The sequence below is a fragment of the Streptomyces sp. NBC_00075 genome (genome assembly GCF_045041225.1).
Taxonomy (GTDB): Bacteria; Actinomycetota; Actinomycetes; order Streptomycetales; family Streptomycetaceae; genus Streptomyces; species Streptomyces adonidis.
On the sequence record NZ_CP108243.1, the window covers coordinates 7,756,047 to 7,773,193 of the forward strand.

The window sequence follows — 17,147 nt, forward strand, 5'->3', positions numbered from 1 at the left end:
AGTACGGCTAACTAACGACTTTGGCTGTACTCCATTCGGTGCGAGAGAATGACCCAATGTCCACGCCCACGACCTTGCTCGCCGGCCCGCTCTCCGTCGGCCCGCACACCGTCACGCCGCCCGTCGTCCTCGCCCCCATGGCCGGGATCACGAACGCCCCCTTCCGCACCCTGTGCAGGGAGTTCAGCGGCGGCAAGGGCCTGTTCGTCAGCGAGATGATCACGACCCGGGCGCTGGTCGAGCGCAACGAGAAGACCATGCAGCTGATCCACTTCGACGCGACGGAGAAGCCGCGCTCGATCCAGCTGTACGGCGTGGACCCGGCGACCGTCGGCAAGGCCGTCCGCATGATCGCGGAGGAGGGCCTGGCCGACCACATCGACCTCAACTTCGGCTGCCCGGTCCCGAAGGTGACGAGGAAGGGCGGCGGGTCCGCCCTCCCGTACAAGCGGAACCTGCTCCGCGCGATCCTGCGCGAGGCGGTGTCCGGCGCCGGGGACATCCCGGTCACGATGAAGATGCGCAAGGGCATCGACGACGACCACATCACCTACCTCGACGCCGGCCGGATCGCGGTCGAGGAGGGCGTGACGGCCATCGCCCTGCACGGCCGCACCGCCGCCCAGCACTACGGCGGCACGGCGGACTGGGACGCGATCGCCCGCCTCAAGGAGCACGTGCCGGAGATCCCCGTACTCGGCAACGGCGACATCTGGTCGGCGGAGGACGCGCTGCGGATGGTCCGGGAGACGGGCTGCGACGGGGTCGTGGTCGGCCGCGGGTGCCTCGGCCGCCCGTGGCTGTTCGCGGACCTGGTGGCGGCCTTCGAGGGCCGTACGGAGGCCATCGCCCGCCCGACGCTCCGCGAGGTCGCCGACATCATGGTCCGGCACGCCACGCTGCTCGGCGAGTGGATCGGGGACGAGGCGCGCGGGGTCATCGACTTCCGCAAGCATGTCGCCTGGTACCTGAAGGGTTTCGCGGTGGGCAGCGAGATGCGGAAGCGTCTTGCGATCACGTCGTCGTTGGCGGAACTCCGGTCTGGGCTGGACGAGTTGGACCTCGACCAGGCCTGGCCCCTGGGCGCCGACGGTCCTCGGGGGCGTACGTCCGGCAACAACCGGGTGGTGTTGCCGGACGGGTGGCTGAAGGATCCGTATGACTGCGCGGGTGTGAGTGAAGACGCGGAGTTGGATACGTCCGGGGGATGAGTTCTTTGTCCGCGGGTGCGCTGTGGCTGGTCGCGCAGTTCCCCGCGCCCCTTTGGGGCGCTCCTCCAGCCCGTCCGGCGTTTGAGGACGAGGCCGTTCAGGCCGACAGCGGGGGTCTGGGGGCGCAGCCCCCAGAAGGATGGGACGGGTAGGGGCGGCGGGGGCGAGAAACACCCCACGCCGGCTCAGCCCGCTCACGGATGGGGCGTCGAGCCGTACGCCGTGAGGAACTTGTCCCGGAAGGAACTCATCTTCCAGACCGGGGCGTCGTGGGCCGGGCGCAGGCCGTCCGTCCAGTTCCAGTCGGCGATCTTGTCGAGGATCTTCGGGTCCTTGGCCACGACCGACACCGGGACGTCGCGGCTGGCGTTGCTGCCGCTGACCCGGGACATGGGCTGGTGGTCGCCGAGGAAGACGAGGACGGTGTCGTCGGTGCCGTAGCGGGTGAGCCAGTCGACGAGGCTGGTCACCGAGTACTGGATCGACTTGCCGTACTCCTGCTTGGCCGCGGTGCCGTCGTACAGCACGTCCTTCGGGTCCTTGCCCGCCTTCTGGATCGAGTCGAACACCGAGCCGTCACCGAGCTGGTCCTGCGGGACGGTCTTCGGAAGGGGCGCCCAGGGCTGGTGACTCGAGGTGAGGATGATCTCGGACATCAGCGGCTTGGCGCTCTTCTTGCCGTGCTCCAGGCGCTGGAAGGCCTCCAGCGTGTACTGGTCCGGCATGGTCGACCAGCTGAACTTCGGTCCCTGGTAGCCGAGATCCTTGGACGAGTAGTTCTTCTCCAGGCCGTAGAACTTCGACTCCGGCCAGCCCTTCTGTACGCCCGGCATCACACCGACCGTCCGCCAGTCGCCGGTGCGCCGGAAGACCTCGGGGAGGGTGAGACGGTCGCTGTTGACCAGGGTGTTGTAGCGCTGCTGGTTGTTGATCCACAGGCCCGACAGGAACGTGGAGTGGCCGAGCCAGCTGTTGCCGCCGAACGTGGCCGACGTCAGCCAGCCGCTCTTCGCGGCGAAACCGGCGTCCGTCAGGGCCTGCGTGCTGTCCGCGAGCGTCTGGTCGACGCCGGGCGACATGATCGGGTCCTCGATCGCGCTGCGGCCGTAGCTCTCGATGAACGTGAAGATGACGTCCTTGCCGCGCAGGTCCGGCACCAGCTGGTCACCGGGCGTCTTGGCGAAGGGGTCGTTCTTGGCGAACTTCTCGAACGCCGCCTCGTCGCGGAAGGTGTCGCTCGCCCGCCGCAGATGCACCTTCACGACGCCGGCGGTGTGGTCCGAGGCGATCGGCACTCCGCCGATGCTGAGGCCGAGGGACATGCAGGTGATCCATACGGTGCCGGCTATGAGCGTGGCCTTGGTGGCGACGGTGTTGTTGCGGGCCAGGAGGTTGCTGAGCCGTACGCAGGCGAGGGCCGTCCCGATGGGCAGGAGCAGCGTCAGCAGGATCACGAGGAGGGTGACGACGATCGAGCCCGTCGTACCGATGGCGTCGGAGATGTACGACTGGGCGTCGTCCAGCAGCACCCAGTCCAGCACGACGTTGAAGTGCCGGCCCAGGAACTCGACGAACCCCATGTCCAGCAGGTTCAGCACGGTCAGCGCACCGAGGAACACGCCGATGCACGCCGCCGTGATCACCCGGGGCCGGCGCGGCATCGCGAGCAGCACGACGGCCGCGACGATCGCCTCCGCGGGGAGTCGCAGGAACTCCGTGATCCGGAAGTTGCCCACGGTGTTCGGCATTTGGAGGGCGAACAGTACGAGGAGTACGGAGAGGGCGGTTGCCGCCCGACTGAGATTCCGGGCGGTGGTGGGACGCCGGGTTCGCCAGTTGGGCTTGGTGGGCTGGGCCGGCTTCTCGGCTGAGTCCGAGTCCGAGTCAGGGTCGGTTGAAGTGGCCGAGTCCGCCGGTAGTGGTCGGCTGTCCGCCGTGGGGGCTTCTCGCGCAGTTCCCCGCGCCCCTTCGGGGCCCGTCTCCGTGACCGGGGTTTCCTCAGCAGGCGTCGCCTCAGCCGCCGTATCCGTCGATGGGTTGATGCGCGTGAACAGAGGCACCCCGAAGGTCCTTCCGTGTGGAGCCCGTGCAGGAGCGGCGGACCCGGGCGCGGGAGCCTGGGTCCGCCACCATCCCGTACGGCGGGCCCTCGGCCTCCGTTCAGCCTCCGCGTCCAAGCACCCGGCAAACACCGGGCAAACGCCTCACCAAGCGACCGGACTCACACTCCCTCAGGCGCCCCCGACCGCCGTGAGCAGCGCCAACGGGGCCGCCGCCGAGCGGGATTCGCGTACGCACGCGTGTGGGTACGGCACCGGCTCCCCGTGGGTGTCGCGGCCGTAACCGGCGAGGACCTCGGGGAGACGGTGACCGGTGGCGGTCGCCGCGTCGACGAGGGCGTGGGCGACCGTACGGGCCTCGTCGTGCAGGCCGTACCGCGAGAGGCCCAGCGTGATCAGGGCGTTGTCGTGCGGCCAGACCGAACCCCGGTGGTAGGACAGGGGGTGGTAGGCCGACTGGCCCGCCGCCAGCGTCCGTACGCCCCAGCCCGAGAAGAAGTCCGGCTCCAGCAAGCGGCGGCCGACCTTCTCTCCGTACTCCTTGTCGAGGAGTCCCGACCAGAGCAGATGGCCCGCGTCCGAGGCCAGCGCGTCCACCTGGTTGCCCTCGCCGTCGAGCGCCAGCGCCGGGAAGGAGTGCTCCGGCATCCAGAAGTCCCGCTGGAAACGGTCCCGGAGGTCGCCCGCCGCCTGTTCCAGGAGGGCGGCGTACGTCTCGTCCTCCCACACCGTGCGCGCGATCCACGCCGTGCGGCGCAGCGCGTCGTACGCGTACCCCTGGGCCCCCGCCGCCATCACCGGGCCGCTTGCGCGGGTGCCGTCGGCCGAGCAGATGGCGCCGGGGGAGTCCTTCCAGTTCTGGTTGGCGAGGCCGCCCTGGTCGGCCCGGTACACCAGATAGCCGCGTGACGTCAGGCCGCCGTGGTCCAGCATCCAGCCGATCGCCGCGCGGGCGTTCGCCTCCAGACGGCGGGCCAACGTCGTGTCGCCGGTCTGTTCGACGTACGCGCCCAGGAGGACCAGGAACAGCGGTGTCGCGTCCACCGAGCCGTAGTAACGCCCGTACGGCACCTGCCCGAAGTGCGCCAGCTCGCCGTGCCGTACCTCGTGCACGATCTTGCCCGGCTGGGCGACGGAGTCCGGGCCGACCTCCGTTGCCTGGGTCGCGGCGAGCGCGGGCAGTGTGGCGGCGGCCAGTTGGGGGCGGTACGGGAGCGCGAAGAGGGAAGTGAGGAGTGCGTCTCGGCCCAGGAGGGTCAGGAACCAGGGGGCTCCTGCCGCCGGTACGCGCAACTCCTCGCCGTCCGGGCCCGTCGCGGGGACCTGGAGTGCCGCCAGGTCGGAGAGACCGCGTGCGCAGGCCGCCGCCAACTCCGGCCAGCCGGTGGGGAAAGCGACGCCCTCGACGAACTCACCTTCGAGGGCCAGGAGTTGGTCGTTCGCGGCGGCGGGGGACGCGGGGACCTGCGGTTCCTGGGTCGCGCCGTGCGGGCGGGCCGCCACGCGCAGCGCCAGCTCCGCCGAACCGTGCGGCTCCAACTCCAGTGTCCAGACCAGGCGTCGGGCGCCGGTGCCGGTCTCCTCGACGCCGTCGGGGGCGGGCTCCGCCGTGACCGTCGTACAGGAGCGCCACTCACCGCGCCGGTAGCTGAACTCGACGCCGTCGTCCAGGATTTCGCGCTTGCGGACGGCGCCGGACTTGACGTACGTACGGTGGTCGGAGCGCAGCTCGAACTGGTCCGTGAAGTCGGCGTCCGCCGTGACCGCGATCCGGACCGTCGTCGGCGTCGGACGGTTGCTGGTCACCCGCAGCGCCTCCACGAACCCGCCGTCCCCGACGGCCTGTTCACGGAAGAGCGTGTACGCGGGCGGCTCCTGCCGGCCTCCGCGCGGTACGAGCACACAGCGCGCGGTGTCCCCGTCGGCGACCGGGCTGAGCGTCTCGGGCACGGCGCCGTCGACGGTGAGCTGCCAACGGCTCAAGTGCCGTGCGTCGCGTACGAATAACCCGTCGGGGTGGCTGCCGCCGCGTACACCGCTGATGTCCCCGCCGTCGCCGACGGCCGCGAACGTCCCGCCGTGCACGAGCAGATGATGCCGGTCCGTCATCGCCGTTCCCCTCCCTTGTCACTCATGTCGCTCATGTCGAACGCGCCGACGGCACTTATGTCGGCGATGGGCTGCTGGTGGAGCAGATCGAGAGTCAGCGCGGCCGTCCAGCCGAAGTCGAGCGCCCCGCAGGCCTCTGAGGTGAACGGATCCACGTACTCCGCGAAGTCGGTGGCGTCGGCGGTCTCCAGCAGCGCCGTACGCAGCGCGTCGGCGTGCGCCCGCTCGCCGTGCTGCCGCAGCCCGCGCTCCACCAGCCACCCGGTGTTGAACCAGGCAGGACCGCGCCAGTAGCGGTGCGGGTCGAAGGCCTCGCCGAGCAGGTCGTAGGACGGTACGAGGCGGGCGGCGCCGCCGAGTTCGAAGTGCGGCCCGCGCGCCGTACGGACGAGGGTGTCGGCGATGTCCCGGGGGAGCGTGGGGAGGAGGAGCGGGATGAGGCCGGAGACGCTCCGCTCGGGGATGAGCGAGCCGTCCCGTACGTCGCGGCAGAAGAACATGCCCTCCGCCGGGTCCCACAGCCGCTCCACCAGCGCCGCCGTCAGCCGTTCCGCGCGCGCGTGCCGGGCCGTCCCCGTCGCGCCCAGCTCGCGGGCGATCCGGGCCAGCGCGTGCTCGGAGGCGATCAGCAGCGCGTTGAAGGAGGGGTCCTCGACGGCGAACTCGCTCGCGCCGTCCTCATAACCCCCGTCCCTGTAGTCCGTCGCCAGCCGTACGTACCGTCCGTAGTCCAGGTCCGTCGGGCGGTCCTCGGCGGCGCCGTGGTCGAGGTCGGCGCGGCGGAAGGAGCGGGCCGGGGCCGGGGTGATGCGGCTCAGCGGGGCGTCCCAGCAGGGGCTGTTGTCCATACCCTGTTCCCAGGGGTGCACGACCGACGCCAGGCCGCCCCCGCCCAGGTCACGGCGGTGCAGCAGATAGCGGTGCCAGGCGGCGAGCCGCGGGTAGGCGCGGGCGAGGAAGCCGCGCGAGCGGGACAGCCCGGGGTCGGCCTGGTGCACCAGCCAGACGGCCAGCGCGTGCACCGGTGGCTGCACGATGCCGGACGTCTGTACGGTGCGCGGGGCGCCCGCAGCGCGCCCCGCGGTCGAGGAGCGCCAGAAGTCGGGGCTCGGGAAGTACGCGTCGAGCGGGACGGAGGGGTTGAAGACGATGTGCGGGATGCGTCCGTCGTCCCACTGGGCCGACAGCAGCGTCTCCAGCTCCGTCTGCGCGCGCAGGGGTGAGAGGTGGCGCAGGCCGATCGCGATGAACGCGGAGTCCCAGGACCACTGGTGCGGATACAGACCGCGCGAGGGGACCGTCGAGCTGCCGGTCCAGTTGGCCTCCAGTACGTCCGCCGCTCTGACGTGCAGGGAATGTGTCGTAACGTCCGGTTCGTATACGACGGAGTGCGTCGCGGCGCGGGCGGTCAACTGGGCAGTGCGATCCACTCGGGGCTCCCCGAAGACGTTCGGCCTGACCAGTTCGGTCGCGGCCACCTTAGAGTTACGTCTATTTAACACGCAGAACTCAATATGTAATGCAAGCTTGAGAAACACAAGGGGGTGCGCATGAGTGGTCGTGCTCAGACGAGCGCGGGCGATCTGCTCGAACTGGTACGCAGTGGGCGCGCCACGACTCGCGGTGCCCTGCAACAAGTGACGGGTCTCTCACGTGCGACCGTCGGCCACCGTCTGGACCGGCTGTTCCGCGCGGGCTGGCTGCGCGAGGGAGCCTCGGGCCCGGTCGACTCGCCGCTCGGCGGACGCCCCTCGATCACTCTGGAGTTCGACGACGCCCACGCCGTCGTCCTCACCGCCGACCTCGACACCCGTCACGCCCGCGCCGCCGTACTCACCCTCACGGGTGAGCTCCTCGCGGAACACTCGGGTGTGCTGGCCGTCGACGACGGCCCCGACGCCGTACTCGGCGAGATCGGCCGCTGGTTCGCGGAACTCCTCACGAAGGCGGGCCACGGCCCGTCCGAGGTCTGCGGCATCGGCCTCGCGGTACCGGGCCCGGTCGACACGGACGCCGGCCGCGTCGTCCAGCCGCCGATCATGCCCGGCTGGGACGGCTACGACATACGTGCCCGCCTGGCCCGCGCCCTCGCGGAACAGACGGGGGAACCGGCCGCCGCGAACGTCCCGGTCCTGGTCGACAACGACGCCAACCTCATGGCGTACGGCGAACAGCGCACCGGATATCCGGGCTGCTCGGCCTTCGTCCTGGTCAAGGTCTCGACCGGTATCGGCGCGGGTGTGGTGGTGGGCGGTTCGGTCTTCCGGGGCATCGACGGCGGCGCCGGGGACATCGGGCACATCCGGGTTCCGCAGGGCGCCGAGGCGCTGTGCCGGTGCGGGTCGTACGGGTGTCTGGCCGCCATCGCGAGCGGTGGCGCCGTCGCGCGCCGGCTGGCCGAGACCGGGGTGCCGGCGGCGTCGGGCTCGGACGTACGGGACCTGCTCGCGGCCGGGCATCCGGAGGCCGTCGCGCTCGCGCGGGAGGCGGGCCGGAGCGTGGGGGACGTACTGGCGACGGTGGTGACGCTGCTCAACCCCGGCGTGCTGATGATCGCCGGCGACCTGGCAGGCACACCGTTCCTGACCGGCGTACGGGAGTTGTTGTACCAGCGGGCGCTGCCGCGCTCGACCGCTCATCTGGACGTGGTGACGTCGAGGCTGGGGGAGCGGGCGGGGCTGGTGGGGGCCGGGGCGATGGTCGTCGAGTACCTGTACGCACCTGAGCGGGTGGAGGAGCGCTTGGCGGCGCTCGGCGTGTGAACCGCGTCAACGGCTGAAGGTGCCTGTGACGGGGGTGTTTCCCTTTTGGGTCGGCGTCCGCATGGTGAAATCCCGTCGCTGGATCGTGCGTGATTCTCGCCACCCTTGATAGGGGTTGCGCTCAGATGAGCGGATCATGGGCGACTGCACTTCTCAAAGGGTGGCACTGAGTGCCACCCTTTGATCGTTCATCGATAAAACTCAGACGTGTTGCCTGCTGCTCATGTGAGCGACAAAATGGGCATGTGCCTGCCGTTGTGTTCAAGAAGTGAAAACATGACGCTTCCACTGCTTGCCAAGCCTTGACTTTGGATCTGCTGGCGGACGGCTGGTTACAGGCGCATGACACGCAAGTGGACGTACCCAGACGCCTTCGATCTGGGTATGTTCCTCGCCGTCAGGGCAGCCACCGCGTCCCGAGGGAGTCGAGACCCGTGTCGGAAAACAAAGAACCCCACGTAGTCAAGTTCGTTTACGACTTCACCGAGGGAAACAAGGACCTCAAGGACCTCCTTGGTGGCAAGGGTGCGAACCTCGCCGAGATGACCAACCTGGGACTCCCCGTTCCTCCCGGCTTCACCATCACGACCGAAGCCTGCAAGACCTACCTCGACAGCGGCGACGAGCCGGCGGCACTGCGTGACGAGGTGAGCGCGCATCTCGCGGCCCTCGAAGAGGCCATGGGCAAGAAGCTCGGCCAGGCCGACAACCCCCTCCTCGTGTCCGTCCGTTCCGGGGCGAAGTTCTCGATGCCGGGCATGATGGACACGGTGCTGAACATCGGGCTCTCCGACAAGTCGGTGCAGGGCCTCGCCAAGCAGGCCGGCGACGAGCGCTTCGCGTGGGACTCGTACCGCCGTCTCATCCAGATGTTCGGGAAGACGGTCCTCGGGGTCGAGGGCGAGCTGTTCGAGGACGCGCTGGACGCGGCGAAGACGGCGAAGAAGGTCACGGTCGACACGGAGCTGGAGGCCGCGGACCTCAAGAAGCTCGTCACCAAGTTCAAGAGGATCGTCAAGACCGAGGCGGGCCGCGACTTCCCGCAGGACCCGCGCGAGCAGATGGACCTCGCGATCCACGCGGTCTTCGACTCCTGGAACACCGACCGTGCGAAGCTCTACCGCCGCCAGGAGCGCATCCCGCACGACCTCGGTACGGCGGTCAACGTCTGTTCGATGGTCTTCGGCAACCTGGGCCCCGACTCGGGCACGGGCGTCGCGTTCACCCGCGACCCGGCCTCCGGCCACCAGGGCGTGTACGGCGACTACCTACAGAACGCGCAGGGCGAGGACGTGGTCGCGGGCATCCGCAACACGGTCCCGCTCGCCGAGCTGGAGCAGATCGACAAGAAGTCGTACGACCAGCTGATGAAGATCATGGACACGCTGGAGAACCACTACAAGGATCTCTGCGACATCGAGTTCACCATCGAGCGCGGCCAGTTGTGGATGCTCCAGACGCGCGTCGGCAAGCGCACGGCGGGCGCGGCCTTCCGTATCGCGACGCAGCTGGTCGACCAGGGCCTGATCGACGAGGCGGAGGCGCTCCAGCGCGTCAACGGCGCCCAGCTGGCCCAGCTGATGTTCCCGCGCTTCGACGAGGAGTCGAAGGTCGCGCAGGTCGGCCGTGGCATCGCCGCCTCCCCGGGCGCGGCGGTCGGCAAGGCGGTGTTCGACTCGTACACCGCGGTCAAGTGGTCGCGTTCGGGCGAGAAGGTCATCCTGGTCCGCCGGGAGACCAACCCCGACGACCTCGACGGCATGATCGCGGCGGAGGGAATCCTGACGTCGCGGGGTGGCAAGACGTCCCACGCGGCGGTGGTGGCCCGGGGCATGGGCAAGACGTGTGTGTGCGGCGCGGAGGAGCTGGAGGTCGACACCAAGAGGCGCCGGATGACGGTGCCGGGCGGTCATGTCGTCGAGGAGGGCGACCTGATCTCGATCGACGGTTCGAGCGGCAAGGTCTACCTGGGCGAGGTCCCGGTGGTCCCCTCCCCGGTGGTGGAGTACTTCGAGGGCCGGATGCACGCGGGCGCCAACGACGCCGACGAACTGGTCGAGGCGGTCCACCGGATCATGGCCTTCGCGGACCGGAAGCGTCGCCTGCGGGTCCGGGCCAACGCGGACAACGCCGAGGACGCCATGCGGGCGCGGCGGTTCGGCGCGCAGGGCATCGGCCTCTGCCGTACGGAACACATGTTCCTCGGCGACCGGCGCGAGCTGGTGGAACGCCTGATCCTGGCCGACACGGACACCGAGCGCGAGGAGTCCCTGAAGGCGCTTCTCCCGCTCCAGAAGCAGGACTTCGTAGAACTGTTCTCGGCGATGGACGGCCTCCCGGTGACGGTCCGTCTCCTGGACCCCCCGCTGCACGAGTTCCTGCCGGACATCACGGAGCTGTCGGTACGAGTAGCCCTGGCCGAGTCCCGCAAGGACCCGCACGAGAACGAACTGCGCCTGCTCCAGGCGGTGCACCGGCTGCACGAGCAGAACCCCATGCTGGGCCTGCGCGGGGTACGCCTCGGCCTGGTCATCCCCGGCCTGTTCACGATGCAGGTCCGTGCCATCGCGGAGGCCGCGGCCGAACGCAAGAACGCGAAGGGCGACCCGCGCGCGGAGATCATGATCCCGCTCGTCGGCACCGTCCAGGAGCTGGAGATCGTCCGCGAGGAGGCCGACCAGGTCATCGCCGAGGTAGAGGCGGCGACGGGCACGAAGCTGAAGCTCGCCATCGGCACGATGATCGAGCTGCCGCGAGCCGCCCTGACGGCGGGCCAGATCGCGGAAGCGGCGGAGTTCTTCAGCTTCGGCACGAACGACCTGACCCAGACGGTCTGGGGCTTCAGCCGCGACGACGTCGAGGCCTCCTTCTTCACGGCGTACCTGGAGAAGGGCATCTTCGGCGTCTCCCCGTTCGAGACGATCGACCGCGACGGCGTTGGCGCGTTGGTCAAGTCCGCAGTGGAGGCGGGCCGCGCGACCCGCCCCGACCTGAAACTCGGCGTCTGCGGCGAACACGGCGGCGACCCGGAGTCGGTCCACTTCTTCCACGAGGTCGGCCTGGACTACGTCAGCTGCTCACCGTTCCGGATTCCGGTGGCGCGGCTGGAGGCGGGGCGGGCGGCGTCCTCTTCGGCGGGGAGTGATCACCGGTAGGCCACAGGGCCCGTGTGCGCGGGCCTGTTGATCTCCGGGGCTGTCGTCGGTCAACCCGACCCTCGCGACCGACGGTGGCTCCGGTGTACGAGAAGAGGCGGCACCCCTGTGCGGGGGGTGCCGCCTCTTTGCGTGGCGGACGCGGTCCGTGCCGCGTCACGGTTCGACGGGGCCCGTGGCTGCCGGGGCGGTGTCGGACGGTTCGGTCGGGCGGCGTTGGGCGGGGAGGCCGGGGGATTCGGTGAGGTGGTGCTGGATGCGGGCGTGGCGGAACTGGTGGACGGGGCCCACCTGGCGCAGGACACCCAGTCGGTGGGCGTCCGTCAGGAAGGACTGCAAGCGCCAGGGCAGCCGGGTGCGGGCGGCGAGGACCAGTCTGGCCGCGAGGTAGTGCGGCCAGGAGGCGGCGGCCAGGGCCAGGACCACTCCCAGCAGGCCGACGGAGACGCAGTGTGGTTGTACGGCCGCTTCCATGACCGTGGGGAAGCCGGGTGGTACGGGCCTGTTGAGGAAGAGGGTCACGGCGGCGGCGAGGACGCTCAGCAGCAGAGCGGCGTAGGCGCCGTGGAGCAGAGTGATCCGGCGGTCGCCCCGGATCGACGACGGGGGTGTGGTGACGTCGTTGACGGTCACCGAGTTCCTGGTCCACTGAAGGGCGGCCAGTCCGATGCCCACGACGAGGCCGATCGGGAGACTCGCGCCCCAGACGGCGGCCAAGGCCGGGCGCTCGTCGTCGAAGAGCCAGTAGACGTTGAACGCCGCGCCGACGAGGAGGGCGACCCCGCAGGTACGGGCGGCGGCGTGGAGGAGCCGGCGGCGCCAGCGGCGGGTGGTGAAGGACGCCCGGCTGGGGGACGACGGCGGCACGGGCGGGCCGGTGGTCAGGAGGACGACCAGGAACACGAACGTCCCGTCGAACAGGCCGTCCAGCAGGTCGGAGGGCACGTCTGCGAGCCCCAGGTCACCGACCGTCGCGTACCAGGTCTCCAGGACCACAGCGCCGGCCAGGGCCCCGCACACCGCCGTGACGCATGCCGTCGGGATGCCCCGGCGAGGCAGGGCCGACGCCACGCACACCATGCAGAACGCCATGGCGGCGAACGTGGAGACGTAGTCCGCACCGGGGAACGGCGCGTTGTCCGTCAGCCCCTCGCTGAACTTCTCGGCCGTGGTCCACAGCAGCGGCACGGCGCTCGCGACCGCCGCCGCCAGGCTCCACAGGAGCGCCCGGCTCCAGGTTCTGGTCAGTACGGGTACCGAGCGGTACAGCTGCCACCAGGCAAGGTCGTGCGTGCCCTGCGCGGTCAGACACCGGGCGAGGTGGGTGAGGTAGCGCTGGGCCCGGTCCGGGTCCCAACGGCGGCTGCCGGGGTCGGCGGCGTGGGCGCGCCCGTAGAGCGCCGGGACGAGTCTGTCGAGGAGGTGGTGCTCGACGGCGGCGGAGGTGGGGAAGCGGGCGGGGTCGGCGAGTTCCGCAGGATCGGCGCCGGCCGCGTCGGCGTACACCGACCGGGCCAGGACGACCATCAGCGGGCTGGTCAGGGCCTGGGCCACCGGGCCTTCGGGGTGGTCCCGCAGATGGTCGGCGAGGATCGTCCAGCGGTGGCCGCGGCCGGGCGGGGCGGCGAGCCGCAGCAGGGCGACCGCGTCGTCGTGGCGGACCGGCGCGGGCTCGATCACGGCGCTGCCCGCCAGCACGCCGGCCTGTGCCACGGCACTGACGTAGTTGGCGGTACGGCAGGTCAGCACCAGCGGGGCGTCCGTGGCGAAGCCGTGGTTCAGTGCCGTGAGAACCGCGGCCTGGCCGGCGGCCGGGAGTTCGTCCAGTCCGTCGAGTACGGGCAGGATCCGGCCGTCGGCCAGCAGATCCCGTACGGCCGTCGGCCCGTAGGCCTCTGTGTCGGCCAACGCCGAGCAGTCCGCCGTGATCCTGCGGCGCAGCCATTCTCCCGGGCCTTCCCGCGCGGGGTCGAACGACGCGAGCGAGAGCAGGACCGGCACCGGGTCGCCCTCCGCGCGGGAACGCAGCAGCCCGAGCGTCAGCAGGACGGCGAAGGTGCTCTTCCCCGACCCGGCCGCACCGATGACGACGAGCCGACGGCGCGGCAGCGCACGAAACGCGCGGGCCAGGTTCTCCGGTTCGTCCGCCCGGCAGTCGACGGGGTCACCCACCAGCTCCCGATGATCCCCCACACCGGGCAGCAAGCTGTCGGACCAGGCCACCGGGAGCGGCGCCGGATCGAACAGCTGGCGCAGCGTGGCTTCTTCCTCCCACTGGCGCAGCACCAGGCGTGCCAGATCCTTCGCGGCCTCGTCCACCTGGTCGGCGCCGCTGTGGGCCCGCCCGTTGCGCCGGGCCCACGCCGCCAGCAGCGCGATCACGCCGACGGAGCCCAGCACGGAGGCGGCGTTCCCCGCATCCGAGACACCCTTCAGCCACCACAGCAGACCGAGCCCGGCCACCAGCCCGGCGCCCAGCACCCACACCAAACCCCAGCGCCACCGCACCCATGCCCCCGTCGTCCACGCACGACCTGCCCCGCACGAAGAGCAACGACCCACCACCTACGCCGGTCACCGGCGGTGGCCGGGGCTTGGGGCACAAGGCGCAAACGCCGTCGCGTGTGAGCGGGCGCATGAGCCTTGCGCCGCCAGGCATCAACGGGGGAGTTGTCCAGTGGCCGTTGGGTTCTCACCCGGCGCGAGTCAGGAGATGGCTCGGAGCGTGCCGTGTCGGGACTGGTGGGCGAGCTGGTCCACGGCCTCGGCGGTCTGGTCGTCCGCCGGCAGGAAGATGATCAACTGCTGTGCTTCCGCGGTGAATTCGAGTGTCTCGCGGAGCAGCCGGAGGTTGTGTCCGGCCGGATGGTCGATGCGGAGGACGCCGCGCTGTGGGACCACGTGCCGGTTCAGGCGCCGGGTCAGGTCGGGGCCGGCCAGGGGTGTGAGGTCCGAGCGGAACCACTCGGAGTTCTCGGCGGAGGGGGCGAGCCACAGGTCGAAGGCCTGCTCGTCGGCGACCTCGTCCCAGTCGGAGAAGAAGGTGTGGGCGCGGGGGTCGGTGAAGACGTACCGGGTGAGGTTCGGGGACTCGGTGTCGAGCAGGCCGCTCGCGTTCATCACCGCGTCGTACGCGGGAGTGTGGGCGAGGATGTCGCCCAGCCGGTTGGTCACCACGGCGATGCCTGGTTCCAGGAGGCGGAGTGTCCGCAGGACCGCGTCCCGTACCTGCCGGGACGGGGGTTCGGGGCGAGGGTGCATGACGCATTCCCCGCCGGAGATCTTCGTGAGGTAGCGCAGATGGGCGCGCTCGGACGGGGAGAGGCTGAGGGCGTCGGCGAGGGCGTTGACCACCGCCACCGAGGGATTGCGGTCACGGCCCTGCTCGATACGGGTCAGGTACTCGACGCTGATGCCCGCGCGCGCCGCGAGATCCTGGCGTCGTAGCCCCGGTGAGCGGCGGCGGCCCCGGTCCGGCAGGCCGAGTGTCCCCGGCTGGATGCTGTCGCGCTTGGCCCGGATGAAGTCCCCCAGCGGCGTACCCATGCCTTCGAGGATAGGGCGGGCCCGGCCGGTCGCGATGGGCTCAGGCTGGCCCTGCGGGGGCCAGCCTGAGCCCGGTCTGGCTGCGGCCCGGGGGCGCCCCGATCGTGGTGGCCATGGACAACAACGTGGACAACAACCAGGACAGCAGCACGCACAACAACCCGCACAGGCTGGTGATCGTCGTCGGGAGCGTCCGGGAGGGACGGTTCGGGCCCGTCGTCGCCTCCTGGGTCGCCGAACAGGCCCGTCTGCACGGCGGGTTCGACGTGGAGGTCGTCGATCTGGCCGGTTTCGAGATCCCGCTGTCACTGCCCGCGGCCTCGCCGAAGTACGCCGGCGACGACTACCCGCGCCCGGCCGGGATGCGGCCGCTGACCGCCGCGCTGGAGAGCGCGGACGCGTTCGTCGTGGTCACGCCCGAGTACAACCACAGCTATCCCGCCTCCCTGAAGGCGGCCGTCGACTGGCACTTCACCCAGTGGACGGCCAAGCCCGTCGCCTTCGTCAGCTACGGGGGCGCGGCGGGCGGCCGTCACGCGGTCCTGCACCTGGAGAACGTGCTGACCGAACTGCACGCCGTGACCATCCGCGACGGCCTCGCCTTCCCGAACTACTTCACCGCGTGGCAGGACGGTCGTCCGGTCGACCCCGAGACTCCCCGGTACGCCAAGACGTTGCTGGAGCAGCTGGCCTGGTGGGCGGGCGCGCTCAGGACCGCACGGGCGGCCACTCCCTACCCGGCATAAAGGCTGGGGCCGGCGGCCGTCAGTGGCCGTCCACGAACGTCACCGTCTCCGCGAGCGGTGCCCGGCCCGTGCGCGGCTGGTCCACCGTGGCGTCCTCGAAGCCGATCGACATGCCGCAGAAGAGCAGCAGCTCCTGCGGCGGTGACACGACCTCCGCGACGGTCCTGTGGTACTTCGCCCACGCCATCTGCGTACAGCTGTGCAGCCCCTCGGCGCGCAGCAGCAGCATCACCGTCTGGAGGTACATGCCGACGTCGGACCACTGGGCCGGGCCCATGTCGCGGTCGATGTAGCAGAACAGGGCGGCGGGCGCGCCGAAGCAGTCCCAGTTCGCGGAGGCCGCTCGCTGGCGTGCCTCCAGGTCGCCGCGCGGGATGCCGAGTGCGCCGTAGCGCTGCTCGCCGAAGGCGGAACGGCGGTCGCGGTAGGGGGACTTCAGGTCGGGCGGGTACTGCTCGTACTCCGGCTCGTCCCAGGGGTCGCCCGAGGCCACGCGTTCGCCGGCGCGCTTCTTGAGTTCGGCCAGGGGCGCGTCGGTCGCCACGTAGACGTGCCACGGCTGGAGGTTCGACGCGGACGGGGCCCAGGCCGCGTCGGCCAAGACGCGCTCCAACACCTCCCTCGGGACCGGCCGGTCGGTGAATCCGCGTACCGCTCGTCGGCTGCTGACCGCCTCATGGACGTCCATGATCGTCTGCCTCTCGTTTGCTCGACGTGTTCAGCTCCGTTGCGATCGCGACGGTATCATTCGATACCTTTCTTGTGTTTAACTATGGGTGAGAACAAGTCACATCGCCTATCCGCAGGAGAAAGTCATGGCCACGCTGCTGCACATCGACTCGTCCGTGTTCCCGGGCGAGGCGTCCTCGTCCCGTTCGGTCGCGGCCGCCTTCCGGGAGGTCTGGGAGGAGCAGCACCCCGGCGGCACGGTGATCTACCGCGACCTCGCCGTCGACCCGGTCCCGCACATCACCGCCGACGCCTGGAGCGCCGGTTTCGCCGCGCCGGCCGCGCGTACGCCGGAGCAGGCCGCCGCGTTCGCCGTGCGCGAGACGCTCATCGGGGAACTGGAGGGGGCGGACGCCGTCCTGATCGGCGCCCCCATGCACAACTTCTCGATCCCGTCGACCCTCAAGGCGTGGGTGGACAACGTGTACATGGTCGGCCGCACCGCCGGCGAGACCCCGTCCGCCAAGGGCACCCCGGCCGTCGTCGTCGCCAGCCGGGGCGGCTCCTACGCGCCCGGCACGCCGCGCGAGGGCTTCGAGTTCGTACAGAACTACCTGGAGGCCGTCCTCCGCGACACCTTCGGCCTGGACCTCGAGTTCATCGTCCCGGAACTCACCCTGTCCACCCGCGTCCCGGCCATGTCCGACCTGATCCCGCTGTACGAGGCCTCCCGCGAGCGCGCCTTCGAGGAGGCCGCGAAGAAGGCCAAGGAGGTCGCGGAGCGCGTCGCCGCCTAGTAGTGCTTCGTTAGGTTCTGGTTCTGCGTCGGCGTGTGGTGAGGGGGCGGCCGCAGGTGGTGCAGGTGCCGCTCCAGCACCGCAGCAGGTCC

General features: G+C 70.5%; 11 protein-coding genes. 5 read left to right on the plus strand and 6 right to left on the minus strand.

Translation table 11 applies throughout. The annotated features are described in order from the left end of the window. Positions 1 to 56 precede the first annotated feature (56 nt). A complete protein-coding gene (gene dusB / locus OG787_RS33990) occupies positions 57 to 1,211 on the plus strand; it encodes a tRNA dihydrouridine synthase DusB (protein WP_369034153.1) in 1,155 nt (384 codons plus the stop codon). 194 nt (positions 1,212 to 1,405) lie between these two features. Here the strand turns inward: dusB and OG787_RS33995 are convergent, their stop codons facing one another. The 3 genes from OG787_RS33995 to OG787_RS34005 all read right to left on the minus strand — a co-directional run bounded on the left by OG787_RS33995 (position 1,406) and on the right by OG787_RS34005 (position 6,810). After that, positions 1,406 to 3,271, minus strand: a complete 1,866-nt coding sequence (locus OG787_RS33995; protein ID WP_405537765.1) for a CDP-alcohol phosphatidyltransferase — start codon at positions 3,269 to 3,271, stop codon at positions 1,406 to 1,408. A 171-nt stretch (positions 3,272 to 3,442) separates the two neighbouring features. Next, entirely contained in the window at positions 3,443 to 5,380 is a 1,938-nt protein-coding gene (locus OG787_RS34000) for a glycogen debranching N-terminal domain-containing protein (protein WP_369034151.1), read from the minus strand. Beyond that, entirely contained in the window at positions 5,377 to 6,810 is a 1,434-nt protein-coding gene (locus OG787_RS34005) for an amylo-alpha-1,6-glucosidase (protein WP_369034150.1), read from the minus strand. Before OG787_RS34005 ends, OG787_RS34000 begins: the two co-directional genes overlap by 4 nt. Positions 6,811 to 6,930: 120 nt before the next feature. Here OG787_RS34005 and OG787_RS34010 point away from each other — a divergent pair, with 120 nt between their 5' ends. Next, positions 6,931 to 8,142 carry an ROK family protein gene (locus OG787_RS34010; RefSeq protein ID WP_405537767.1) on the plus strand — a complete coding sequence of 404 codons (1,212 nt, stop codon included), beginning with the start codon at positions 6,931 to 6,933 and terminating at the stop codon, positions 8,140 to 8,142. 434 nt (positions 8,143 to 8,576) lie between these two features. After that, a complete protein-coding gene (gene ppdK, locus OG787_RS34015) occupies positions 8,577 to 11,297 on the plus strand; it encodes a pyruvate, phosphate dikinase (RefSeq protein WP_369034148.1) in 2,721 nt (906 codons plus the stop codon). Between the two features lie 156 nt (positions 11,298 to 11,453). Here the strand turns inward: ppdK and OG787_RS34020 are convergent, their stop codons facing one another. Both OG787_RS34020 and OG787_RS34025 read right to left on the minus strand, forming a co-directional pair. Further along, complete coding sequence (locus tag OG787_RS34020; RefSeq protein ID WP_405537768.1) at positions 11,454 to 13,805, minus strand: NACHT domain-containing protein; 2,352 nt, start codon at positions 13,803 to 13,805, stop codon at positions 11,454 to 11,456. A 198-nt stretch (positions 13,806 to 14,003) separates the two neighbouring features. Next, complete coding sequence (locus tag OG787_RS34025) at positions 14,004 to 14,843, minus strand: helix-turn-helix domain-containing protein (RefSeq protein WP_369034146.1); 840 nt, start codon at positions 14,841 to 14,843, stop codon at positions 14,004 to 14,006. 113 nt (positions 14,844 to 14,956) lie between these two features. Here OG787_RS34025 and OG787_RS34030 point away from each other — a divergent pair, with 113 nt between their 5' ends. Beyond that, complete coding sequence (locus OG787_RS34030) at positions 14,957 to 15,589, plus strand: NADPH-dependent FMN reductase (protein ID WP_405537769.1); 633 nt, start codon at positions 14,957 to 14,959, stop codon at positions 15,587 to 15,589. Positions 15,590 to 15,608: 19 nt separating this feature from the next. Here OG787_RS34030 and OG787_RS34035 read toward each other — a convergent pair whose 3' ends face one another. Next, positions 15,609 to 16,277: a nitroreductase gene (locus tag OG787_RS34035; RefSeq protein ID WP_369034144.1), complete on the minus strand. Its 669-nt coding sequence runs from the start codon at positions 16,275 to 16,277 to the stop codon at positions 15,609 to 15,611. A 127-nt stretch (positions 16,278 to 16,404) separates the two neighbouring features. Here OG787_RS34035 and OG787_RS34040 point away from each other — a divergent pair, with 127 nt between their 5' ends. Beyond that, on the plus strand, positions 16,405 to 17,055 hold the full coding sequence (locus tag OG787_RS34040) for an FMN-dependent NADH-azoreductase (RefSeq protein WP_405537770.1): 651 nt from the start codon (positions 16,405 to 16,407) through the stop codon (positions 17,053 to 17,055). Positions 17,056 to 17,147: the final 92 nt, after the last annotated feature.

Excerpts from the sequence above, each read along its gene's own strand:
- dusB (WP_369034153.1), top strand. The coding sequence starts at position 57 with ATGTCCACGCCCACGACCTTGCTCGCCGGCCCGCTCTCCGTCGGCCCG.
- OG787_RS34000 (WP_369034151.1), bottom strand. The coding sequence starts at position 5,380 with ATGACGGACCGGCATCATCTGCTCGTGCACGGCGGGACGTTCGCGGCC.
- OG787_RS34010 (WP_405537767.1), top strand. The coding sequence starts at position 6,931 with ATGAGTGGTCGTGCTCAGACGAGCGCGGGCGATCTGCTCGAACTGGTA.
- OG787_RS34025 (WP_369034146.1), bottom strand. The coding sequence starts at position 14,843 with ATGGGTACGCCGCTGGGGGACTTCATCCGGGCCAAGCGCGACAGCATC.
- OG787_RS34030 (WP_405537769.1), top strand. The coding sequence starts at position 14,957 with ATGGACAACAACGTGGACAACAACCAGGACAGCAGCACGCACAACAAC.
- OG787_RS34035 (WP_369034144.1), bottom strand. The coding sequence starts at position 16,277 with ATGGACGTCCATGAGGCGGTCAGCAGCCGACGAGCGGTACGCGGATTC.
- OG787_RS34040 (WP_405537770.1), top strand. The coding sequence starts at position 16,405 with ATGGCCACGCTGCTGCACATCGACTCGTCCGTGTTCCCGGGCGAGGCG.